Source organism: Roseibium sp. Sym1, from assembly GCF_027359675.1.
Classification (GTDB): domain Bacteria; phylum Pseudomonadota; class Alphaproteobacteria; order Rhizobiales; family Stappiaceae; genus Roseibium.
Genome location: NZ_CP114786.1, coordinates 5,342,556 through 5,366,221, shown reverse-complemented (window position 1 = coordinate 5,366,221; position 23,666 = coordinate 5,342,556). Strand labels below are relative to the sequence as shown.

The 23,666-nt window shown below is 61.1% G+C and carries 20 protein-coding genes; 9 read left to right on the top strand and 11 right to left on the bottom strand.

Annotated elements, in window-relative coordinates; all coding sequences use genetic code 11:
* The 4 genes from O6760_RS24940 to O6760_RS24925 are packed head-to-tail and all read right to left on the bottom strand — an operon-like array spanning position 1 to position 5,141.
* Positions 1-576 carry a sarcosine oxidase subunit gamma gene (locus O6760_RS24940; RefSeq protein WP_269582352.1) on the bottom strand — a complete coding sequence of 192 codons (576 nt, stop codon included), beginning with the start codon at positions 574-576 and terminating at the stop codon, positions 1-3.
* Positions 569-3,571, bottom strand: coding sequence for a sarcosine oxidase subunit alpha family protein (locus O6760_RS24935; RefSeq protein WP_269582351.1), 3,003 nt, complete (start codon positions 3,569-3,571; stop codon positions 569-571). Before O6760_RS24935 ends, O6760_RS24940 begins: the two co-directional genes overlap by 8 nt.
* A complete protein-coding gene (locus O6760_RS24930) occupies positions 3,568-3,873 on the bottom strand; it encodes a sarcosine oxidase subunit delta (RefSeq protein WP_269582350.1) in 306 nt (101 codons plus the stop codon). The genes O6760_RS24935 and O6760_RS24930 overlap by 4 nt, the downstream gene beginning before the upstream one ends.
* A 14-nt stretch (positions 3,874-3,887) precedes the next feature.
* Entirely contained in the window at positions 3,888-5,141 is a 1,254-nt protein-coding gene (locus O6760_RS24925; protein ID WP_269582349.1) for a sarcosine oxidase subunit beta family protein, read from the bottom strand.
* Positions 5,142-5,534: 393 nt separating this feature from the next.
* On the opposite strand from O6760_RS24925, the gene O6760_RS24920 reads away from it, so the two are divergent.
* Both O6760_RS24920 and fghA read left to right on the top strand, forming a co-directional pair.
* Positions 5,535-6,647: an S-(hydroxymethyl)glutathione dehydrogenase/class III alcohol dehydrogenase gene (locus O6760_RS24920; RefSeq protein ID WP_269582348.1), complete on the top strand. Its 1,113-nt coding sequence runs from the start codon at positions 5,535-5,537 to the stop codon at positions 6,645-6,647.
* Positions 6,648-6,791: 144 nt separating this feature from the next.
* Positions 6,792-7,619, top strand: a complete 828-nt coding sequence (fghA, locus tag O6760_RS24915) for an S-formylglutathione hydrolase (RefSeq protein WP_269582347.1) — start codon at positions 6,792-6,794, stop codon at positions 7,617-7,619.
* A 52-nt stretch (positions 7,620-7,671) separates the two neighbouring features.
* On the opposite strand, the gene O6760_RS24910 is transcribed toward fghA, so the two are convergent.
* The 6 genes from O6760_RS24910 to O6760_RS24885 all read right to left on the bottom strand — a co-directional run bounded on the left by O6760_RS24910 (position 7,672) and on the right by O6760_RS24885 (position 14,568).
* The gene (locus O6760_RS24910; protein ID WP_269582346.1) at positions 7,672-8,745 is read right to left on the bottom strand and encodes a lysophospholipid acyltransferase family protein; all 1,074 of its coding nucleotides are present in this window, start codon (positions 8,743-8,745) and stop codon (positions 7,672-7,674) included.
* Positions 8,742-10,166, bottom strand: a complete 1,425-nt coding sequence (locus tag O6760_RS24905) for a cytochrome P450 (RefSeq protein ID WP_269582345.1) — start codon at positions 10,164-10,166, stop codon at positions 8,742-8,744. Before O6760_RS24905 ends, O6760_RS24910 begins: the two co-directional genes overlap by 4 nt.
* Positions 10,167-10,225: 59 nt before the next feature.
* Positions 10,226-10,627 (bottom strand): DUF423 domain-containing protein, encoded by a 402-nt coding sequence (locus O6760_RS24900; RefSeq protein ID WP_269582344.1) that lies wholly within the window; start codon positions 10,625-10,627, stop codon positions 10,226-10,228.
* Positions 10,628-10,694: 67 nt separating this feature from the next.
* Positions 10,695-12,737: a M3 family metallopeptidase gene (locus O6760_RS24895; RefSeq protein WP_269582343.1), complete on the bottom strand. Its 2,043-nt coding sequence runs from the start codon at positions 12,735-12,737 to the stop codon at positions 10,695-10,697.
* A 96-nt stretch (positions 12,738-12,833) separates the two neighbouring features.
* Entirely contained in the window at positions 12,834-13,952 is a 1,119-nt protein-coding gene (locus O6760_RS24890; protein WP_269582342.1) for an agmatine deiminase family protein, read from the bottom strand.
* A 7-nt stretch (positions 13,953-13,959) separates the two neighbouring features.
* Positions 13,960-14,568 (bottom strand): pyridoxamine 5'-phosphate oxidase family protein, encoded by a 609-nt coding sequence (locus O6760_RS24885; RefSeq protein ID WP_269582341.1) that lies wholly within the window; start codon positions 14,566-14,568, stop codon positions 13,960-13,962.
* A 485-nt stretch (positions 14,569-15,053) separates the two neighbouring features.
* Here O6760_RS24885 and O6760_RS24880 point away from each other — a divergent pair, with 485 nt between their 5' ends.
* The 7 genes from O6760_RS24880 to O6760_RS24850 all read left to right on the top strand — a co-directional run bounded on the left by O6760_RS24880 (position 15,054) and on the right by O6760_RS24850 (position 22,495).
* Complete coding sequence (locus O6760_RS24880) at positions 15,054-16,397, top strand: substrate-binding protein (protein ID WP_269582340.1); 1,344 nt, start codon at positions 15,054-15,056, stop codon at positions 16,395-16,397.
* Positions 16,398-16,487: 90 nt separating this feature from the next.
* Positions 16,488-17,516 (top strand): branched-chain amino acid ABC transporter permease, encoded by a 1,029-nt coding sequence (locus O6760_RS24875; RefSeq protein ID WP_269582339.1) that lies wholly within the window; start codon positions 16,488-16,490, stop codon positions 17,514-17,516.
* Positions 17,517-17,520: 4 nt separating this feature from the next.
* Positions 17,521-18,657 (top strand): branched-chain amino acid ABC transporter permease, encoded by a 1,137-nt coding sequence (locus O6760_RS24870; protein ID WP_442969828.1) that lies wholly within the window; start codon positions 17,521-17,523, stop codon positions 18,655-18,657.
* A 12-nt stretch (positions 18,658-18,669) separates the two neighbouring features.
* Positions 18,670-19,425 carry an ABC transporter ATP-binding protein gene (locus tag O6760_RS24865; RefSeq protein WP_269582338.1) on the top strand — a complete coding sequence of 252 codons (756 nt, stop codon included), beginning with the start codon at positions 18,670-18,672 and terminating at the stop codon, positions 19,423-19,425.
* A complete protein-coding gene (locus tag O6760_RS24860) occupies positions 19,422-20,201 on the top strand; it encodes an ABC transporter ATP-binding protein (RefSeq protein ID WP_269582337.1) in 780 nt (259 codons plus the stop codon). Before O6760_RS24865 ends, O6760_RS24860 begins: the two co-directional genes overlap by 4 nt.
* A gap of 151 nt (positions 20,202-20,352) precedes the next feature.
* Positions 20,353-21,447, top strand: a complete 1,095-nt coding sequence (locus O6760_RS24855; RefSeq protein ID WP_269582336.1) for a calcium:proton antiporter — start codon at positions 20,353-20,355, stop codon at positions 21,445-21,447.
* A gap of 103 nt (positions 21,448-21,550) precedes the next feature.
* Entirely contained in the window at positions 21,551-22,495 is a 945-nt protein-coding gene (locus tag O6760_RS24850; protein ID WP_269582335.1) for an ornithine cyclodeaminase family protein, read from the top strand.
* Between the two features lie 4 nt (positions 22,496-22,499).
* Here the strand turns inward: O6760_RS24850 and O6760_RS24845 are convergent, their stop codons facing one another.
* A complete protein-coding gene (locus O6760_RS24845) occupies positions 22,500-23,402 on the bottom strand; it encodes a GNAT family N-acetyltransferase (protein ID WP_269582334.1) in 903 nt (300 codons plus the stop codon).
* Positions 23,403-23,666: the final 264 nt, after the last annotated feature.

Here is a 23,666-nt window from a genome sequence, read left to right as displayed (position 1 = left end):
TCAGGCGGCGGCCAGTTCCTGGCCGGCCTGAACCAGGAGACCCGCGACATAGTCCATGAAGGACACCCAGGCTTCGACCACGAAGGTGTCCGGCCCGGTCCGCCACACCATCACGGGCGCCTTGTGAAAGATCGTGCGGGTGACGGTTCCAACCGGAAAGGCTTCCAGCGACAGGTCGATGAAAATACCGGTGTTCAGCAGCCATTCGGCCTTGCTGCCGCTCACGATGACCGCCTGGGAGCGGTGGGAGATATCGACAAGGGCATGCGGCGTGTCGGCAAGCTTGCCTTCAATCGCCTCGAAGACCTGTGTCAGCTCTTCTTCGGGTGCCAGCAGCGTCCATTCGTCCGGCCCCATCCAGAGTGAAGCCCGTTTCGCAGCAGTCGCGCTGCCGAGCGGCGTGACGGGCAGGGGCGTGCCGAAGGCCTCTCCCGCGGCCTTGAGCGAGGCTTCGCGGCCCCGGTAGGACAGGCGCGTGATCGGCACGGCTTGCAGGATAGAGACGTCAGGCTGGCTCAGAAGCGGTGTTTCGCCTGCGTCCGGCGTGATCAGGTCGTTTGCCAGAAGTTCAGACATTGAGCCGTGCTCCTTCCTTGTCATAGAACACCGGTCCGGTCACTTCGACCGGAATGCTGCCATCGGGCATCGGCACGTAAAGCGTTTGGCCTTCGATTGCGTGACCGTTCTTTACGATCGCCAGTGCAATGTTTCGTTCCAGCGCCGGGCTGTAATAGGACGAGGTCACGTGACCTTCAGCCGGCGTGCCGGTGGCGGGGTTTTCAGACATGGTGATCTGAGCGCCTTCTTCCAGCTTCACCTTCGGGTCCTTGGTCAGCAGGCCGACGAACTGCTTGCGGTTTTCCGCCACCAGGTCCGGCCGTTCCAGGCCGCGCTTGCCAACGAAGTCCAGCTTCTTCTTGCCAATGGCCCAGCTCATTCCGGCATCCTGCGGGGTGACGGTACCGTCCGTGTCCTGGCCGACGATGATGTAACCCTTTTCGGCGCGCAGCACGTGCATGGTCTCGGTGCCGTAGACGGTGCCGCTGTGCTTCTCGATTTCCTTGGCCAATGTTTCCCACATCATCTTGCCGTGGCGGCGCGGCACGTTGATCTCGAAGCCGAGTTCGCCGGTGAAGGAGATGCGGAACAGGCGGCAGGGGACACCGCAGAAGGTGGCTTCCTTGACGCTCATGTGCGGGAAGGCTTCCGCGGAGAGATCGACACCCTCGATGAAGGGCGCGATGACCTCCCGTGCCTTGGGCCCCTGGACCGCGGCCACGGCGAACTGCTCGGTGGTCGAGGTGATCCAGACGTCGAGATCCGGCCATTCGGTCTGCAGGTAGTCTTCCATGGTCGCGAACACGCTCGGCGCACCGCCGGTCGTGGTGGTCACGTGGAAACGGTCCTCTGCCAGGCGGCCGATGACGCCGTCGTCGACGATGAAACCGGCGTCGTTCAGGAGAAGGCCGTAGCGGCAACGTCCCGGAGCGAGTTTCTTCCACGGGTTGGTGTACATCCGTTCCAGGAATTCGGCGGCATCCGGTCCGACCACCTCGATCTTGCCGAGCGTGGAGGCATCGAACAGGCCGACGCTCTCGCGGGCTGTCTTGCATTCCCGGGCGACTGCCGTGTGCATGTCCTCGCCGTTTTTCGGGAAGTACCAGGTCCGTTTCCACTGGCCGACATCCTCGTAGACACCGCCGTTTTCAACCACCCAGTCATGGGACGGTGTCTTGCGGACCGGGTCAAAGAAGTCGCCGCGCGACACACCTGCGAACAGGCCGAACGTGGTTGGCGTGAACGGCAGGCGGAAGGTGGTCAGGCCGACATCCGTGACCGGCCGATCGAGGGCACCCGAGGCGATCTGCAGGGCGTTCATGTTGGACAGGCGCCCCTGGTCGGTCGCCATGCCGGTGGTGGTGTAGCGCTTGATATGCTCGATCGAGTGCATGCCTTCGCGCACCGCCAGCTTGACGTCCTTGGCGGTAACGTCGTTCTGGTAATCGACGAATGCCTTGACCCGCGAGGCATTGCGGTCGTGCGGAAGGGCACCGAGCGTGCCGCCGGACCCAGCCTGGCCGCCGGTGGCGACGGCATAGGTCACCTTGCCGGTTTTGCCCGTCGCTGCCTTCGCGGCGTCTTCACCGGCGGCGTAGCCGTCTTCGAGAGTGGCCTGGAGGCCGTAAAGCCCCTTGGAAGCGCCGGTCGAACGCTCGTTCTGGACCGACTTTCCGGGTACATAGGCGCCCGCGTCGGCGTCCCAGACGACTTTGCCGCGCGACTGGGAATACAGGCTGACGGTCGGGGTCCAGCCGCCCGACATCAGGATCGCGTCACAGCCGATCTGGCCGCCGGAGGCGACTTTGCCGGACGTCATCAGCTTGCCGAGCAGCGCGCCCTTGACCCGCTTGCGGCCGAGGGTGCCGGTGACGACACAGCCGGTTTCAACCCGGATCCCGCGTGCTTCCGCAATGGAAATCAGGTTTTCCGGCGGTGTTTCGCGCATATCGGCGATGGCGACGACCTCGACCCCATGGTCCTTCAGGTCGAAGGCGGCCTGCCAGGCGGTGTCGCAGGTCGTGGTGACAAGGACCCTGTTCCCGACCTTGACGCCATAGCGGTTGAGATAGGTTCGGCCCGAGTCGGCCATCAGGATGCCCGGACGGTCGTTTTCCGGGAACACCATGGGCCGTTCGATCGCACCGGCGGCGATCACGACTTCCTTGGCGCGGACCTGCCAGAGACGTTCGCGCGGCAGTTTCGGATCCGGGTTCGGAAGGTGCTCGGTCACACGTTCGGCCAGCGCAACGTAGTTGTGCGCGAAATAACCGAAAGCCGTGGTTCGCGGCAGCAGCGTGACGTTGTCCAGCGCCACCAGCCTGGAGACGGTCTCCGCTACCCAGTCCGAAGGATCCTTGCCGTCAATACTGGCCCCGGCCTCGCTCAGGAGAGATCCGCCGAATTCGGCCTGTTCGTCGCACAGGATGACCTTGGCGCCGGTTTCGGCCGCAGCCAGGGCAGCGGCCAGGCCGGCCGGACCGGAACCGGCCACGAGCACGTCGCAATGCGTGTAGATGTTGCCGTAGAAATCCTGATCCGGGTTTTTCGGCGGTTTGCCGAGACCGGCCGCGGCACGGATGATCGGCTCATAGACCCGGTCCCAGAAGGATTTCGGCCACATGAAGGTCTTGTAGTAGAAACCTGCCGGAAACAGGGGCGACATCAGGTCGTTGACGGCGCCGATATCGAAGCCGAGCGAGGGGAAGCGGTTCTGCGAAATCGCTTCAAGGCCCTGGTAGAGTTCGACCTGGGTCGCGCGCAGGTTTGGCGTCTGGTCGCCGTTGCGGTAGATGCCGACGAGGGCGTTCGGCTCTTCCGAGCCGGCGCTGATAATGCCGCGCGGACGGTGGTACTTGAACGAGCGTCCGACAAGGTGGACACCATTGGCCAGCAGCGCGGAGGCGAGCGTGTCCCCTTTGTGCCCCTGCATTTCCTCGCCGTCGAAGGTGAAGGTGAGCTGTTCGGCGCGGTCGATCCGGCCGCCTTTTTCAGTGCGGAATGGCTGGCTCATTTGCCGGCCTCCTTGGAAAGCGCTTCAAGATCAGGCATCGCTTCGCCGGTCTTGTAGAATTTCAGGAACTTGTCGCTGACGGTGTCGCGGACCGCGTTGAAGAAACGGCCGCATCCGTGAATGTGTCGCCAGCGTTCGGCATAGACACCCTTGGTGTTGGTGCGCATGTAGAGGTAGTTGACCCAGTCCTCGTCGGTGACCTGTGTCGGATCGGTCGGCCGGGCGATATGGGCTTCGCCGCGGCAGGCGAATTCCGTTTCCGCGCGCTCGACATCGCAATAGGGGCAGTAAACCAGCAGCATCTGACGAAATCTCCCTAGTGCGCTACGGCGGCGGCTGCCGCTTCGTCGATGAGGCGGCCGGTGCGGAACCGGTCGATGGTGAAGGGGGCATTGATCGGGTGCGGTTCGTCCTTTGCGATCGTGTGCGCAAAGACATGGCCCGAACCCGGGGTCGCCTTGAAGCCGCCGGTGCCCCAGCCGCAGTTCACGTAAAGGCCCGGGACCGGTGTCTTGGACAGGATCGGAGACCGGTCCGGGGTCACGTCGACGATCCCGCCCCAGTTGCGCAGCATGCGCATGCGCCGGAAATGCGGGAACAGTTCACAGATCGCGTCGATCGTGTGGTTGGCGATGTGGATGCCGCCAGCCTGGGAATAGGAGATGAACTGGTCGGTGCCGGCACCGATCACGAGTTCGCCCTTGTCCGACTGGGAGATATAGGCGTGGATCGTGTTGGACATGACCACGCAGGGGAAGGCCGGTTTGACCGGCTCGGAGACCAGCGCCTGGAGCGGGTAGGATTCCAGAGGCATGCGTACCCCGGCCATGTCCATGACGGTCGACGTGTGGCCGGCGGCCACGACACCGACCTTCTTGGCCTTGATGAAACCCTTGACTGTCTCGACCCCTTCCACGGCGCCGTCCTGGCCGCGGCGGATGCCGGTCACCGCGCAGTTCTGGATGATGTCGACCCCGAGGGCATCGGCGCCGCGCGCATAACCCCAGGCAACCGCGTCGTGACGTGCGGTGCCGCCGACACGCTGCAGGGCAGCGCCCATGACCGGATAGCGGACATTTTTCGAGATGTTGAGCGGCGGACAATAGTCCTTGGCCTGTTCCGGCGTCAGCCATTCGTTCTGGACGCCGGCCAGGCGATTGGCATGGATGTGCCGTTGGGCGACCTGAACATCATGCACGGTATGGGCCAGCATCATCACGCCACGGGCGGAATACATGACGTTGTAGTTCAGTTCCTGGGACAGCCCCTGCCACAGGCCGATGGCATGATTGTAAAGGCCCGCGCTTTCTTCCCATAGGTAGTTGGAGCGAACGATTGTGGTGTTGCGGCCGGTATTGCCCCCGCCGAGCCAGCCCTTTTCGATCACGGCGACATTGCGGATGCCGTGTTGGCTGGCCAGGTAGTAGGCGGTTGCCAGGCCATGGCCGCCGGCCCCAATGATGACGACGTCATACTCGGCCTTGGGTTCGGGCGCACGCCACTGGCGACCCCAGTTCTGGTGCGCGGAAAAGGCGTTCTTGGCCAGTTCCAGAAAGGAATATCGCTTCATCAATCAGCGGCTCCGCACGTTGCCGGCCGGTGTTCCGGATGATCCGGAGTGTCTGCCGTCAGGTTTTGTTCGCATCTCGGGCACAGCCGTTCCTGAAGCGAAACGGCCTCGGCCATTGCCGGGCATATTCGCGACTGGATCCATCATTGCGTATAAGGTTTCGGTCGCATGCTTGTCTGAATGCGACATGGTCGCAGGAACCCGGTGTGGAAGCATATCAAAACCCCTGATTTCCGGCAAAAAACAGCCGAATCCAATGGGTCGCGAACCCGTGTTCATCGGTGTTGCAGGACCGAGTTGCGCAAAACCGACACTCGATGCCGCTTCGCTTGTTGCATTTGCCCGCATGGGCGGTAACTCTCATCGGAACAGTTCATTCAGGGAGATTCATTCATGGAAGTACGCGCAGCCGTCGCAGTCGGTGCCGGAAAGCCGCTTGAAGTCACCACGGTCAACCTGGAGGGTCCGCGTGCCTTCGAGGTTCTGGTGGAGGTCAGGGCCACGGGCATTTGTCATACGGATGAGTTCACACTTTCGGGCGCCGATCCGGAAGGGCTTTTCCCGGCGATCCTCGGTCACGAGGGTGCGGGCGTTGTTGTCGAGGTCGGGCCGGGCGTGACGACGCTGAAGCCGGGAGATCACGTCATTCCGCTCTATACGCCGGAATGCCGGACCTGCGAATACTGCCTGAACCCGAAGACCAACCTGTGCCAGTCGATCCGCGCCACCCAGGGACAGGGCCTGATGCCGGACGGCTCGTCCCGGTTCTCGACACTCGATGGCGACCCGATCCTGCATTACATGGGCACGTCGACCTTCGCCAACCACACGGTGGTTCCGGAGATCGCACTGGCGAAGATCCGTTCCGACGCGCCGTTCGACAAGGTCTGCTACATCGGCTGCGGTGTCACCACCGGCATCGGCGCGGTGATCAACACGGCCAAGGTGGAGATCGGCTCGCGGGCGATCGTGTTCGGCCTTGGCGGCATCGGCCTGAACGTCATCCAGGGCCTGCGCCTTGCCGGCGCCGACCAGATCGTCGGTGTGGATCTCAACCCGGACAAGAAGGAAATGGCCGAACGCTTCGGCATGACCGACTTCGTCAACCCAGGCGAAGTGGAAGAGGATCTCGTTCCCTACCTGGTGAACCTGACCAAGGGCGGCGCCGACTACACGTTCGACGCCACGGGCAATGTCAACGTGATGCGGACCGCGCTGGAATCGGCCCACAAGGGCTGGGGCGAGAGCATCATCATCGGCGTGGCTCCGGCGGGCGCCGAAATCTCGACGCGTCCGTTCCAGCTGGTCACCGGCCGGTCCTGGCGCGGCACCGCCTTCGGCGGCGCGCGTGGCCGCACGGATGTGCCGAAGATCGTCGACTGGTACATGGACGGCAAGATCGAGATCGACCCGATGATCACCCACACCATGCCGCTGGAAGACATCAACAAGGGCTTCGACCTGATGCATGCGGGCGAATCCATCCGCTCCGTGGTGATTTACTGATAGTTGTTGCGCCGACGGTCTCCGGCTGAAAAAATTGCCGTCATTGCGGGACTTGATGAAGCTCTCCATGCTGTTTCCTGACTGCGGGGAACGGCATGGAAGTCAAGATCAGGTTCCGCGCGGCATATGAAACAGGGTGTTTCGATGAAAACCATTTCCGAAAACAAATCCTTTGGTGGCGTTCAGGGCGTTTACAGTCACGAATCAGAAGCCTGCGGCTGCGAAATGACCTTTGCGGTCTACCTGCCGCCGCAGGCCGAGGACGGACCGGTTCCTTGCCTGTGGTACCTGTCCGGGCTGACCTGCACGCACGAGAATGCCATGACAAAGGCCGGTCTGCAGGCGCATGCCGCGGAATTCGGACTGGCGCTTGTCTTTCCGGACACGAGTCCGCGCGGCGAGGGGATCGCCGATGACGAGGCCTATGATCTGGGGCAGGGCGCGGGATTCTATGTCAACGCGACCGAGGCACCCTGGGCCTCGAATTTTCAGATGGAAAATTACATCGCCAGCGAATTGCGGGATCTGGTGACCGAGAAATTCTCCATTTCCGTGCATCAAGGGATCACCGGTCATTCCATGGGCGGTCACGGGGCACTGACGCTGGCCATGAAATATCCGGGTCATTACCAGTCCCTGTCCGCGTTTGCACCCATTGCCAATCCAACCAAATCGGATTGGGGGCGAAAGCAACTCGGGGCCTATCTCGGAGACAACGAGGCCGTCTGGGCGGCGCATGACGCCACCTTGCTGTTGAAGGACAAGGGCTGGAGCGGGGACATTCTGATCGACCAGGGAGCGGACGACCAGTTCTATGACCTGTTGAAGCCCGAGGCTCTCGCGGCAGCACTCACCGCGACCAGGACGGCGCACACCTTTCGTCTTCAAGCCGGTTACGACCATTCCTACTATTTTGTCGCGAGCCTGGGCCGTGATCACGTCGCGTGGCATGCGGCACGGCTGAAGGTCTAGGGGACGGACCCATGAAATTGTACGTTCAGCTCGCCCGGCAAAGGACTGTGCCCTAACGGCTGGCGGCTGCCTGGTTGTCTCGGGAAAGCGCCTTGGCATATTTGCTTTTTTCGAACGATTGCGGCAGCCGCAATTCGCTCAGCATGTACCATTGCTCGATGTTTTCCAGAACGATCGGTTCAAACACGTCGTTGAGGGCACTGACTGTTCCCGGTACGTCGTAACCCGCCTCGTCCTGCCGCTCGATCGGCGGCAGGATGATCATTCGAAACCGGGCCGGTCCCGTTCGCACCAGGTAGGTTGGCAGGAGCGTACCACCGCACGCATTGGCGATCTTGATGGCGGCGATCGCATTGCCCTTGTTTGGCGCCAGCCGTCCGAAACAGGGCAGATGCACTTGTTTGTCACGCACTTCGTCAATGAAGATGGTCATCGAGTATCTGCCGCTGGCCATCAGGCGGTGCAACCTGTAGGCACTGCGCTGGCCAGGCGGAAACAGGAACTGGTTCCGTTCCCTGCGGATGGCGTGGATGATCCGGTTCTTGAAGCGGTTCGGTTCCGGCTGGAACGGACCGATGCTCGGCCCGGCAAGGCCATCGTGGATGGCAACGAACAAGGCCTCCCAGGTCGCCAGGTGCATCGACGTGAAGATAACCGGCCGCCCGGAATTCCGGACGGAGTCCAGATGCTCCAGTCCTTCAACCTCTATACGAGAAGTTCTCCATAACTTATTGACTATACAGAATTCAGCGATAGTGCGCGCGACGTTTTTCCAAAACCTGTCCAGAGCTTTCGCTTCCACGTCCTTGTTCGGCCATCTGTCCGGGGTCAAGGCCGAAAGATTGCGGCTGATGCGCTTTGGAAAAATCTTGTCGCGGTAAGACCAGCGCAAAAACGGAACGAGCACGGGTCCGAAACCTGACACGAAGCCGCATGGGAAATGTCTCAGAACCTGGTGAAAGACGGTGTTGAAGAGGCCATCCTTGGTGTGCCTCAACCAGTGTATCCTGGCAGCGCGGCGTTGCTCGGGGATACCTGCCACCAGATCACGAACGGGCGGAGCGGCAGGTTCCGGACTGAGCGTTTCGTCGAAGGCAATGTCTTCCAGCCGCAGCCGCTTCGTCATGACTGTCTTGGATGAAGCGTCATCGGCAGGGTGGCGCCGGGGCGCAGCGTGAGGCGCGCGACGGGTTGCACATCGCTGCCTTCCTTGAGCTTCAGTTCAAAATCCTGCGCCAGGATGGCAAGACTGAGAATTGCCTCTGTCATGCCGAATTGGAGACCGGCGCAAATCCGGGGGCCGATGCTGAACGGCACATAGCCGTATTTGTTTGGCTTCTTGGCATTCGGGTCCAGAAACCGGTCCGGGTCGAAGACATCCGGTTTCGACCAAAGCACCGGATTGCGATGCATCAGCCACGGCACGACCATGACCAGCGATCCCTTTGGTATCGGTTTCTTGCCAATGGTCGTGTCCGCCATCGCCTCGCGGCCCAGAATGGGAACCGGCGGATAAAGCCGCAAGGTTTCCTCTATCACGGCCTTGGTGAAGGGCAGGTTGGCGACATCCTTGAATGTGGGGGGACGGCCCGCCAGAACCGTGTCCAGTTCGTGTTGAAGTCTGGATCGGCTTTTGGCGCATCTGGACAGCAGGAACCAGGCCCACGCAAGCGTGTTGGCGGTGGTTTCGTGGCCCGCCATGAAAATCACCGCGGCCTCGCTGATAATGGCGTTTCGGCTCAGCGGCTCTCCGTTTTCGTCGCGCGCTTCAAGGAGCCCGCCGATCACGGATGTTTCGCCCTGCTGCTTCTGCGCCTGGTAGCTTTCAATGATGTTGTCGAGCACGGTCATGATGCGCTGAACGGGTTTCTTGATGGCACGCCCCCGAAACCGGGGCAGCCATTCGGGAAGTCCGAACAGCGACAGCAGGTCGATCTGGTCGATATGGCGCTGGTAGTCCGAAAACCCCTGAACGACTTCCGCAGCGTGGTTTTTGCCGAGATGACGGCCGAAAATCGTCCGGCAGATGATTTCCGCGGTGAGATGCGCCATGTCGGCCAATGCGTCGATTTCGGCGCCGTCACCCAGTGCCGCCCATTCGGCGCGCTTTTCCTCGATCGTCTCTATCATGATCGGCGCGAAACCTTTCACGCGCGATCCGTGAATGATCGGGGCGACGATCTTGCGGCGTTTGGCCCAGGTTTCGGTATCGCTGATGAAGAGGCCGTCGCCGAGGAGCGGTTCGAGGGCGTGACGCATTTGCGGCGTCTTGCGCTGAAGCACCTCGTGGTTTGTCTGAAAGGCCTCGCGCACCACGTCCGGTCGATTGCAGAGCACCAGCTCACGACTGAAGATCTTTTTGCTTCTGAGGCGGCTTTGGAAATCGTCTTCGCCCCAGATGGAGAGAAAGTTCCTCTTTGCCAGGCCGATCAGGGTCCAGACCGGCGGCACTTTTTCATAGCGGAACGGATAGGGTGGAACAAACTCCACCGCTTCGCCGGCTTCCTCCGGCCGCACACCCTCAGGCGATTGCTCTGTTATCGTCACACGTACAATCCAAATTCACTTGAAGCCGCGTCCGCTATATCGCATTCGCAAGGTATTAGTCACTTGGGCCGAACACGTAAAGCGCCGATCGCAAGCAGCAGCCAGGAGAGGATCACCAGGGCTCCGCCGGTCGGGGCAGACATGGCAAAAAGCCTCTGCTCCGCGAAGGCGCGCAGGAACAGATCGCCGCAAAACAGGCAGAGGCCTGCGGCAAGGGCGAGCAGTGCGACAGGCAGAAGCACGACGCGGCGGATCTGGGCCAACAGGCCCATCCCGAGAAAGACGGGGGCGTGGAAAAGAAGCATCTGCGCAGCGGTCTGCAGCAGCGGAGAGGCGTTGGCGTGAGCGGACAGGGCGAGGCTGGCGACACCCATGCCACCACACAGTCCCGCCAGGACAAGACCGGTTCGCAGCAGGGCCGCGGTCGGTTCGCCGGTTTTGAATTTGGTACTATCGGTCATCGTGTTCCGGTATCGGTGCGGGCCGGCCGCTTGACCGGCCCGCAGGGCAAACATGCGGATTCCACACCTAGGCGGCAAACCCGCGTTTTTCCAGAAGGGCGTCGATCTTCGGAGACCGGCCCCTGAAAGCGACGTAGGCGTCTTCGGGATCCTGGCGGCCACCGGCGGAATAGATGTGCGTGAGGAGCTTTTCCGCCGTTTGGGGGTCGAAGATGTCGCCCTTTTCCTCAAAGGCGCCGAAGGCATCCGCGTCCATGACCTCGGACCACATGTAGCTGTAGTAGCCCGCGGAATAGCCGTCCCCGGAAAAGACATGCTGAAAATGCGGGATCCGGTGGCGCATCGTGATCGCGTCCGGCATGCCGATGCCGCCAAGGGCCTGTTTTTCAAAGGCCGTGATATCCAGGTCGGACGGGTCCTCAAGGAGATGCAGTTCCAGGTCGACAAGGGCGGACGCCGTGTATTCGACCGTGGCGAAACCCTGGTTGAAGTTTGCGGCAGCCAGCAGCTTCTCCAGCAGCGCTTCCGGCATCGGTTCGCCTGTCCTGTAATGGACGGCGAACTTGGACAGGACATCGGGCTGGGACAACCAGTGTTCATAAAGCTGCGACGGCAATTCGACAAAATCTCGCGCGACACCCGTGCCGGATATGACCGGATAGGTCACATCGGACAGGAGCCCGTGCAGGCCGTGGCCGAACTCATGAAACAGGGTGCGGGCGTCGTCAAAGGTCAGCAATGTTGCTTCGCCGGGCGCGCCCTTGGAGAAGTTCATGACGTTGACGATGATCGGCGTGACGTCGCCTTTCAGCTTGTGCTGGGAGCGGAACGCGCTCATCCATGCGCCGGACCGTTTTGAGGACCGGGCGAAGTAATCTCCCAGGAACAGGCCCTTGTGAGCGCCCGTGCGGTCGAGAACCTCGAACACGCGGACATCGGGGTGATAGACCGGAAGACCCTCGAGTTCACGGAAAGTGACGCCGAACAGGCGGGTTGCCGTGTCGAATGCGGCCTGGATGATGTTGTCGAGCTGCAGGTACGGTTTGAGTTCGGCTTCGTCCAGGTCATGTTCCGCCTTGCGGACCTTCTCCGAATAGTGGCGCCAGTCCCAGGCCTCGATCGGGTGGTTTTCCCCTTCCGAGCGCGCCATCTCTGCGAGCTTTTCCTGCTCCTCGCGGGCCTGCGCAACTGCCGGTTCCCAGACCTTGGTCAGAAGACCGCGAACATTTGCCGGCGTCTTGGCCATCGTGTCGTCGAGCTTGTAGTCGGCGAAATTCGAGAACCCGAGCAGCCGCGCCTTTTCGGCACGAAGCGCGAGCGTCTCGCGGATGATCTCCCGGTTGTCGGTATCGCCGCCTTTCTCACCGCGCGAAGACCAGGCCCGGAAAGCCTCCTCGCGCAGGGCCCGGTTGGTCGAAAACTGCAGAAAGGGTTCGATGGATGAACGCGACAGGGTGATCACATGCTTGCCGTCGAGGCCGCGCTCCCTGGCAGCCTCGGCGGCCGAGGTCAGCAGGAAATCCGGCAGGCCCGCGCGGTCTTCCTCTGTTTCCAGGACCAGCTGAAAGTCGGCCTCGTCCTTCAGGACGTTCTGGGAGAAGCCGGTGCCCAGTGAAGCAAGTCGCTGGGAGATCTCGGCCATGCGCTTCTTGCCCGGTTCCTCGAGGCCGGCACCGGCACGCTGGAACATCTTGTGGTAGCGCTCCAGCACGCGCGCCTCCTCGTCATTCAGTCCGAGCTTGTCGCGTTGTTCCCACAGCTCTGCTATCCGGGCGTAAAGGCGCGGATTCAAGAGCGTGTCCGAGCCGTGTTTGGCAAGCTTCGGCGCGATGTTCCGCTCGATCTTCTGCAGGGCTTCGTTTGTGTGCGCACCCGACAGGTTGAAGAAGGTCCGGGCAACGCGGGTGAGCGTTTCTCCTGAACGTTCCATCGCTGCAACCGTGTTGTCGAATGTCGGCGCGTCGGTCTGATGCGCGATCTGGTCTGTTTCACGCCTCGCCTCGGCCATGGCCAGCTCGAACGATTCCTCGAAATGCCCGGGCTCTATCTCGGAAAAGGGCGGCAGCTGGAAAGGTGTTTCCCAGTCGGCGAGAAGCGGATTGGTTGTCATGGATACCTCGGCAGGAGAAAGGTCGATGCGACACATATGGCGCGGAATTGAGAAGGATCCAAGGCCAATTGCGCGGCGGTTCGATGAAGTCGCGGCTCAAACGCTCTCGGGCTGTTGCTGGGTGGCGCAATGGATTCCGCCGCCGGTCTCGCCGATCGGGTCGATGTTCAGGCTGACGATTTCGCGATCCGGATAAAGCCCGCCAAGGGTTTCTGCCGCTTCGATGTCCGTTTCCCTGTCGCCGAACTGGGCGCAGATGACCGCGCCGTTGCAGACGTAGTAATTGACATATGAGGAAACGAAGTCGTCGGATCGGACCCGGGTGCGGGCCGGGGATGTGACCTCCACGATCTCCAGCGGTTGGCCAGAGGCGTCTGTCGCCCGGCGCAGGATGGACAGGGTCTTGCGGGCGGATTTGGAAAACGCGTCTTTGTCGTCAGGGTAGGGCACCTGGATGAGGACCGTCCCGGGGCGGACGAAACGTGCCAGCGCGTCGACATGATCGTCGGTAATGTCAAGGCCCGCCACGCCCGGTGCCCAGATCATCTTGTCGGCTCCGTAGGACGCCAGCAGCCGGGATTCGATTTCCGCCTCGGACAAGTTGTTCCGGTTCGGGTTTACCCAGCAACTGGCCTGGGCCATCAGTGTTCCCGCACCGTCGCCTTCTACGCCGCCGGGTTCCCCGGTCAGGCCGCTCGGGTAGACCGGTATGCCGAGCCGTTCCGCGACCCGTTCCGCGATCCTTGCGTCATTGCCATGTACCTGCTTGTTACCCCAGCCGTTGAAACGGATCCCGGAAACCGCGAGGTTTCCCCGGTCATTCACTGCGAAGAGCGGGCCGGAATCCCGGCACCACAGGTCATCCGTCGGCACATCCCAGATGTCCACTGAACCGGTGAGCAGCCTGTGTGCGGCCTTGCGATGCTCCGGGGCCATCAACATCACCACGGGTTCGAACGCGGCTATTGCATTGGCCACATCCGCAATCGTCTCCTGAAGGTCTTTCAGGAACCAGCGGTCCGGATGGACCGTCCGGTTGACGGGCCATTGCATGAAGGTCCGCTCATGCGGGTTCTCCTCGGCCGGAACGTAGAATCCGGGGGGCAGGCCATAGGTGGCGGCATTCGACGGCATGGGGAGGCTTCCGGTCGCAAGGGTGGAAATTGCCGCCGCCCGGACCGCTGCGCCCTTCAGAAATTTGCGGCGCGTGAACATGTCTTTGCTACCACATCGAGGTCTTTGCCCGTTCCGGCCATTCCTCATCATAGCTTTTGCCGTCGAAACCGTCCTTGATTTCCTGCATGATCATGCCCGGGCTCGGCAGGTCGCTTTGTGCGATCCGTTTGTCCGGGTTCCACAGGTCCGCCCGCATGACGGCCCGCGCGCACTGGAAATAGACCGCGGCAATGGTGATGATCATGACCGACCGCGGCGGGTGGCCTTCCTTGTCGAAGGATGCCAGCAGATCCGGCTCGACCGACAGCACGGCCTTGCCGTTGATCCTGAGCACGTTGTTCCAGCCGGGCACCATGAACATCAGCGATACGCGGGGGTCGCGGATGATGTTGCGCAGCGAATCGATCCGGTTGTTGCCGCGCCTGTCGGGAAGAAGAAGCGTTCGGTCGTCCTGGATTCGCACGACCGGACCGTCGTCACCGCGCGGTGAACAGTCCAGCCCCTCGGGCCCGGCGGTCGTCAGGGCGCAGAAGCGCGCGGTTTCCACGATCTTGCGGTACGCCGGGCTGAGGAAGGCGATTTCCTTGATCAGGGACGCTTCACCGGCGGTGCCGTAGTGGGCGTGAAGTTCCTCAAGCGATGTCAGAAGGCTCATGTGGCATGTTCCGATGCAACTGGAAGGTCCGGGAAGTGATTGATTGACCTTATCTATCGTGGCTGTACGGGGTCAATCTCCAGGCAAGGCTCCGGTCCCACGTTTTTTGTCTTGCACTTTTGTCTAAGAGGTTGAAAGCTCTCGCTTTTTTGACTGTTACGTAAACGTAATTTCGCATTGCAAAATAGAATTCACTAAATAATTGGAACGAATGGATAAAAGTTCTTTTGCAATGCAATATATTTTGATGTGGGCCGTGTTTTTTAGCCGTGATTACTTCAAAAGTATAAGGGGTTGGCAGGAGGAAGCGCTCCAATAGTCGTATTGCTGTTGTGCGCTTGATTTTTCTACAGTTGCCGCAGCTTGCAGTTTTGGCACAGAGGAGCCGGTCTTCCGGACGGGGAACGGGCCAGGATTGCTTGCGGCTGTACAGCTACTCGCAGGCGTGTCCAAGGTGGGCCGCCGTGCCTTTCTGGGAGGAAAGTATGAGCTTTATTCGTAAACCCCTCAATCGTCGTTCTATTCTGCGCGCAGGCGCAATGGGCGGTGCTGCGCTGGCAACGCCGACCATTTTCACCAGCCGGGCGTGGTCCGCTGGTTACCTGAACGAGCCGACAGGGTCCGAAGTCGTTTTCGGCTTCAACGTTCCGCAGACCGGCGCTTACGCCGATGAGGGCGCCGACGAGCTGCGCGCTTATCAGCTTGCCGTCAAGCACATCAACGGCGAAGGCGACGGCGGCATGCTGAACACCTTCTCCTCAAAGGCCCTGCAGGGTGGTGTGAACGGCAAGAAGGTCACCTACGTGACCGGTGACACGCAGACCAAGTCCGACGCGGCCCGTGCATCTGCCAAGCGCATGATCGAAAAAGACGGCGCCATCATGATCACCGGTGGTTCGTCCTCGGGTGTGGCGATCGCCGTGCAGTCGCTGTGTCAGGAAGCAGGCGTCATCTTCATGGCCGGCCTGACCCACTCCAACGACACCACCGGCAAGGACAAGCGCAAGAACGGTTTCCGTCACTTCTTCAACACCGAAATGTCCGGCGCAGCCCTGGCTCCGGTTCTGAAGAACGCGTTCGGCACCGACCGTACCGCTTACCACCTGACGGCCGACTACACCTGGGGCTGGTCTCAGGAAGGTTCGATCAAGAAGTACACCGAAGGCATGGGCTGGAAAACCGCCGCTGCCGTCCGCACCCCGCTGGGTGCTGGTGACTTCTCGCAGTACATCACGCCGGTGCTCAACTCCGGTGCGGACGTGCTGGTCCTGAACCACTACGGCAAGGACATGGTCAACTCGCTGACCCAGGCGGTTCAGTTCGGTCTGCGCGACAAGCAGGTCAACGGCAAGGACTTCGCCATCGTCGTTCCGCTGTACTCCCGCCTGATGGCTCAGGGTGCCGGTGAAAACGTCAAGGGCATCTTCGGGTCCACCAACTGGCACTGGTCGCTGCAGGACGAAGGCTCCAAGGCATTCGTCAAGTCCTTCGGTCAGGAATACGGCTTCCCGCCGAGCCAGGCCGCGCACACCACCTACTGCCAGGCTCTGCTCTATGCCGATGCCGCGCAGCGTGCAGGTACCTTCGATCCTTGCGGCATCGCGGCGGCTCTGGAAGGCTTCGAGTTCGACGGCCTCGGAAACGGCCCGACTCTCTACCGTGCCGACGACCACCAGTGCTTCAAGGACGTCCTGGTCGTGAAGGGTAAGGAAAACCCGAGCTCCCAGTTCGACGTTCTGGAAGTCGTGGAAGTTACTCCGCGCGCCCAGGTCGAGTACCCTGCCGACCTGCTCGGCGGTGAACTCGGGGCATGCAACAACGGCGCCTAAGGCCTTGAAAATTGCAGCCGCCGGAGGCCCGGCCACCGGCGGCTGTTTTTATTTGAAAGGCAACGGGGCTTAGCAACAAGCGGCAAAACCATGGATGTGATTCTTCTTCAATTGCTCAACGGGCTGGACAAGGGCGGTGCCTACGCGCTGATTGCTCTTGGATTGACCCTGATCTTCGGCACCCTCGGGGTTGTCAACTTCGCCCACGGGGCGTTGTTTATGCTCGGCGCTTTCTGTGCTGTTACCTTCAACGCGTTGCTGAGCCTTGAACTGGTCACGACCGACCCGGAAAAGACCACCGCCTGGGGAACACCGCTCGAGATTCGCACGCCATACGTGGAGGCCTATCTGGGTGACTTCGGTCACTGGATCCTCAACTATTCGGTGCCTGTTTCCATCCTGCTTGCCATTCCGGTGATGCTGCTTATCGGCTTCATCATGGAACGCGGCCTGATCAAGCACTTCTACAATCGTGCCCATGCCGACCAGATCCTCGTGACCTTCGGCCTGGCCATTGTTCTTCAGGAAATCGTCAAGTCGATCTTCGGCGCCAACCCGATCCCGCAGGCAGCGCCCGAAACAGTGCGCGGTGCGGCCGATATCGGTGCCGCTCTCGGTTTCGATCCCGGGGTGATCGTCTATCCCTACTGGCGCATGGTCTATCTTGCCTTTGCGGGCGCGATCATTGCCGCCGTCTTTGCCTTCCTTCAATTCACGACATTCGGCATGGTTGTGCGCGCCGGCATGGCGGATCGCCACACGGTGGGGCTGCTCGGCATCAACATCGAGCGCCGGTTCACCATCGTCTTCGCGATTGCCGCCGTTGTCGCCGGTCTGGCAGGCGTGATGTACACGCCGATCCTGCCACCCGACTATCACATGGGCATGGACTTCCTCGTGCTCAGCTTCGTGGTCGTCGTTGTCGGTGGCATGGGGTCGCTTCCAGGCGCGGTGGCAGCAGGTTTCCTGCTCGGTATCCTGCAGTCCTTTGCGTCCATGAACGAGGTCAAGGCGATCCTCCCGGGCATCGACCAGATCATCATCTATCTCGTAGCCGTGGTCATTCTTCTCGTGCGTCCGCGCGGGTTGCTGGGCCGTAAGGGCGTCATGGAGAGCTAACAAAATGACAACGAAACTGTCTCCAACAGGCGATCTTATCTTCTTCGCGGTCTTCGCGGTCGCCGTGCTCACAATGCCGATCTGGCTCGCGCCCGTCGGGGCGGGCTATCCGGATCTCTTGCAGAAATTCGCGATCTTCGGATTGTTCGCCACCGGCTTCAACCTTCTGTTCGGCCTGACCGGGTACCTGTCCTTCGGCCATGCGGCCTTCCTGGGTGTCGGTTCCTATACGGCGGTCTGGTCGTTCAAGCTGCTCGGCATGAACCCGATTCCCGCGGCAATTCTGGCAGTCGTCGCCTCCGGCATCTTCGCGCTGGCCATCGGGTATGTGTCCCTGCGCCGCTCGGGCATCTACTTCTCCATCCTGACGCTCGCCTTCGCGCAGATGTCCTATAACCTGGCCTATTCGGTTCTGACCCCGATCACCAATGGTGAAACCGGCCTGCGCGTGCTGCAGTCTGACCCGCGTATCCTGGACAGTGCGAGCGAGAGCTCCGGACCGCTCATTTCCAACCTGTTCGGTGTCGAGATGACCGGTTGGGGCGGGTTCTACTTCTGCGCAGTCGTGCTCCTGATCGGGTTCTTCATTGCCCAGCGGATCTTCCGCTCGCCCTTCGGCATCATGCTCAGGGCCGTGAAGACCAACCAGAACCGCATGACCTATACCGGGCTCAATCCGCGTCCCTATACGCTTGCAGTCTTCGTTATTTCCGGCATGTATGCAGGTCTCGCCGGTGCACTGATGTGCATCACCGACCCGCTGGCTGGTGCGGAACGCATGCAGTGGACGGCATCGGGTGAGGTGGTCCTGATGACCATTCTCGGCGGCGCGGGCACCTTGCTCGGCCCGATTTTCGGGGCGGCCCTGATCAAGTATTTCGAGAACATCTTCTCGGCGTTCAACGAACAGACCCTTCATGAGATCTTCGGCTTCCTGCCGGATTTCCTCGAGGTCCCTGTCGTGTCCGTTGCCGGCCTCTTCGTCGGCGAAGGCTGGCACCTGACGCTGGGCGTGCTGTTCATGCTGATCGTGATCTTCCTGCCGGGTGGCATCATGGAAGGCGTGTCGCGGATCGGACGTCTGTTCAGACGCGGCTCCTCCAAAGCGCAACCTAGCGGCGCAACCGCCCCGGCTGAGTAAGGAACTGACATAATGGAAATTCTACGCGTAGAGGGCGTGAACAAGTCGTTCGGCGGATTGCGGGCCCTCAACAATGTGAACTTCTCCGTTGAAGAGGGGACCGTTCACGCCATCATCGGTCCGAACGGTGCGGGCAAGTCGACCTTCCTCAACTGCATGATCGGCCGGCTGGCGCCGGACACGGGCAGCGTGATGTTCGGCGATGTCTCTCTGACAGGCATGAAGCCCTACGAGATCAACCAGGTGGGCGTTTCGCGCGTGTTCCAGACCCCGGAGATCTTTTCCGAGCTCTCCCTGCTGGACAACGTCGTCATCCCGACGATGGCAAAGCGCGACGGCACGTTCTCGCTACGTCCCTTCAAGCGTCTCGACAGGGACGCGGAAGTTCAGGACAAGGCACTCCACATGCTGGAAGACGTCGGCCTTGCGGATAAGAAGGACGTCATTTCGGGCTCCCTGTCGCGCGGTGACAAGCGCCGGCTGGAACTCGCCATGTGTCTTTCCCAGGACCCGAAGCTGCTGCTGCTCGACGAGCCGACGGCAGGCATGTCGCGCGCCGACACCAACAACACGATCGATCTGCTCAAGCGGATCGCGGATCGCGGCATCACCAAGGTGGTGATCGAGCATGACATGCATGTGGTGTTCTCGCTTGCCGAGAAGGTCACCGTTCTGGCCCAGGGCACAATCATTGCCGAAGGCAAGCCGTCGGACATCAAGGGTGATCCGCGCGTTCAGGAAGCCTATCTCGGAGGAGCGCATCTGTGACCCTACTTGACGATCAATTCAGCGGAAAACAAGCTCCAGGCGTTGCCCCGAAAAAGGCCGCCGGAGCGGCTCCGGCCTATTTTTCGGCTTGGGACCTTCATGCCTATTACGGCGAAAGCTACATCGTTCAGGGCGTCAACTTCGACGTTCGCGAAGGCGAAATCCTGGCACTTCTTGGCCGCAACGGAGCTGGAAAGACCTCGACGCTGCGCGCGATTGCCCGCATGGACGATCCGCAGCTGACGCATGGCGAGATCTGGCTGGACCACAAGCCGTTGCACGAAATGAAAAGCTACCAGGCGGCACGCCTCGGCGTCGGGCTGGTGCCGGAAGACCGCCGCATCATTCCCGGACTGACCGTTCAGGAAAACCTGGAACTGTCCCAGATCGCGGAACCGAAAGGCTGGTCGATCGAGCGGATCTACGAGCACTTTCCGCGTCTTGCCGAACGCCGTGGCCAGGAAGCCGTGACCATGTCCGGTGGCGAGCAGCAGATGCTGGCGGTTGCCCGCATCCTTGCCCGGGACATCAAGCTGCTGTTGCTGGACGAGCCTTATGAAGGGCTTGCTCCGGTCATCGTCCAGGAAATCGAGCGGATCCTGGAAGGCGTCAAGGAACTCGGCATGACCACCATCATTGTCGAGCAGAACGCGATTGCCGCCCTGCACCTGGCCGACCGGGCAGTTATCCTCGACATGGGCGAGGTCGTGTTTGACGGGACCGCGCAGGAAGTTCTCGACAATGCCGAACTGCGCCAGGAATACCTGGCCATCTGATCGGCTGCGGCCATATCGAAACAGGGACCGGCGCCGGGCGCCGGTCCTTTTTTGTTGCAATCGGTTTTTTGCCGCCTGTTGCCGGGGCTTCCGGCTGCAGCCTATAGTTTCGGTCGACCGATTACCGATTCTCAGGCCGGGGGCGAGATCCTTGTTCAAATCCGAGTTGCCCAGCCTGACCGGCTTTGTCGTCTTCGGCATCTTTGCCTTTGCCGGGGATGCCCTGAAACCCGAGACGCTTGGCATCGGCCCGTCCCTGCTGCTTCTTGCGGTGATATTCGCAACGGTGATGTGGTGCGCCTTTTCCGTGGTCCGCCACGCCGAATGTCTGGCCACCATCCTCGGGGAACCCTTCGGAACGCTGGTTCTGACGCTGGCCGTCATCGGCATCGAGGTTGCCCTGATCGTTGCCATCATGCTGTCGGGAGATGCGGCGCCCACCATGGCCCGCGACACGATGTTCTCGGTTGTCATGATTGTCCTCAACGGCCTGATCGGTCTGTGCCTGCTGATGGGCGGGCTGCGCCACCGGGACCAGACCTACAACCTGCAGGGCGCACAGGCGTTCCTGTCGGTTCTCGTGCCGCTTGCCATCTTTGCCCTTGTTCTGCCGCGCTTCACCCATTCCGCGCCGGGCGGTGAACTGTCGCCGCTGCAAGCCTGGTTCGACGTGGTCATGTGCATTCTGCTTTATGGCGTGTTCCTGGCCATCCAGACCGTGACCCACAGCGATATCTTCCGCCAGCCGGAGGCCTCGGAGGAAGATCACGGGCATCACGGCGTGGTCGTCCGGTCCCTGCCGTTTCACGTCGCCGGCCTCTTTGGGGCCTTGTTGCCGATTATTCTTCTGTCCAAGAAACTGGCGCTTTATGTCGAGTTCGGCATTACCGGCCTGGGCGCGCCGCTTGCGCTCAGCGGGTTCATCGTGGCGGCTCTGGTCCTGATGCCCGAAGGCCTGAGCGCCATTCAGGCGGCAAGGGAAAACAAGCTTCAGCGAGCCGTCAATATCTGCCTCGGGTCGGCGGTGGCGACCATTGGACTAACCGTTCCCGCAGTGCTGCTTGTGGGTTGGGTCACCGGCTATTCCATCGAACTCGGGCTCAAGCCGGCGGACATCGTCATGCTTGTCCTAACCTTGTTCATCAGTCTGCTGACCTTTGGTAGCCGGACAACCAACTACCTGCTTGGTGCTGTCCATCTGTCGCTGTTCGCTGCCTATGTGATGATGATTTTCGATCTGTCCTGAGGTCATCGCCGCTTTGACAAATTTCTCGAGCGCGCGTCTTGGAGCCGGGCGGCGAATATGATTTGTATGCGGGATTGTTCTCAACCCTGCTGATTGGCCCGAAATGCTGCTTTTGACCGACGACCAGACCCGCGACGCCCTGCCATTCCCCGATCTGATCGACGCTTTGGCCGACATGTTCCGGTCAGGCTGCGTCATGCCGACCCGCCATCACCATGACATGGAAATCCCGGGGGAACCGGACGGCACCATGCTGCTGATGCCGGCCTGGGTGCCTGGCGGTTATGCCGGCGTGAAGGTAGCCACCGTCGTCCCGGGCAATTCGGAGCGCAACCTGCCGGCGGTGTCCGCGCAGTATCTCCTGTCCGACGCCCGAACCGGCGAGATGCTGGCGCTGGTCGACGGAGGAGAACTGACCGCGCGCCGGACGGCGGCGGCGTCCGCATTGGCGGCGCGGTATCTGGCACGGTCCGATGCACGTCATCTGCTGGTGCTGGGAACCGGCAGGCTGGCACCGAACCTGATCGCCGCGCACATGGCGGTCCGTTCGATCAACGAGATCACGATCTGGGGACGTTCGAAGGAAAAGGCCGGTGAACTTGTCCGAGACCTGGAAAAGACCTTGCCGGTCCGGATTCAGGTTGCGGACACGCTGAAGGATGCGCTCGGCAAGGCGGATATCGTGAGTGCCGCGACGCTTTCGACCGAGCCGCTGATCAGAGGAAACTACCTCAAGCCCGGCGCGCATGTGGATCTCGTCGGCGCATTCAAGCCAAGCATGCGCGAAAGCGATGACGACCTCATCAAGCGCGCCGAGATCTATGTGGATACGCGCGACGGCTGCCTCGCCGAAGGTGGAGACATTGTTCAGCCGCTGCAGTCCGGCCTGATTTCACCAACCGACATCAAGGCGGATCTCTATGAGCTTTGCCGAGGGACGCATCCCGGCCGTCAGTCCGAGGAGGCGGTGACGATGTTCAAGTCCGTTGGAGCTGCCCTGGAGGACCTCGCTGGCGCGATTCTGGCCTACAGGAACGTTGAACACTAGGGTTTCAACCCAGTTCGAAGGTGGTGATACCGAAGATCTGGTCGAGTGGCAGGTCCGGCACCGTGCCGCGATACATGCGGAACGTCTCGAATTCCGGCGACAATTCGTATTGCTCGGCCAGCAGCAGGGCGGCCGCATTGGGCTCGGGCGTGTCCAGGATGATGGTCTGGCCCTTTACCTGGCCGGCCAGCGCCTGGAACAACGTGTCCGCGACATCGGGAGTATCGGCGAAGAGCGGGCCGATCTTGTAGCCCTCGTGGCATTGGCGGATCACGCCATAGCCCCTGACACTGCCGTCCTCGACAAAGGCGAAGCCGCGCCGCGTTTCCAGCATGGGCGCGGTCCATAGCCGGATAAAGTCCGTGCGCGGAGCCGGAAAAAATTCGCGGTCAAAGTCCCGAATGGAGGGGAACAGGCCCTGACCGAGCGGCGCCAGGCGCGGATCCATCGGTGTGTCGCAAAGGGACAGACCCGTCTGGCGCACATTCCGGTAAACCGATCTGAAACCGTGTTCCGCATAACTGGCAGTCTGTTCGTTGACGGCGTCGAGCCCGACCACGCGCGATCCCAGATAGGTCATGGCGTGGTCCCATATCCTGTGACCGAAGCCCTGCGTTCGGAACTCGCGCTTGCAGATATAAAGACCGATAAACCCGAATGTGTCGCCATAACGCACGGCGGAGATCACATTGATCAGCTTTCCGTCGATTTCCCCTGCGAAAAAGCCTGTCGGGTCGGCGGTGAAAAAGGCCTGGCCGTCTTCAAGGCCCGGGTTCCAGCCTTCTTCCATGGCCATTTCCATGGGAATATGGATTTCGTCTTCACGCAAACAGCGGATCTTGAGTTCTGCGGTCATCTTGTCGTCCAGGGCAATGGTCGATTCGACCGAGCCTAGGACGACTCGCACTGAATTGAAATCCCGGGCATTTGTTGGCAATGAGCGACTTGCCACGAGGCGGCAAGTGTGCATCACTTTACGGAAGGGTATTATTTTATTGGGGGCGCCGGATGCGGTTGGGCCGGTCTGTCCTCTTTGTGAGTTTCGTCACAGACAAACAGCGGCTCAGGCGCGAAACTATCATCGTATTCCAGCGCTGAGGACAAGATGCACATTCGTAACGTTTTACCATCCGCCTTCAGGCGAACCGGAAAGACCGCGTCTCCCTTGCAA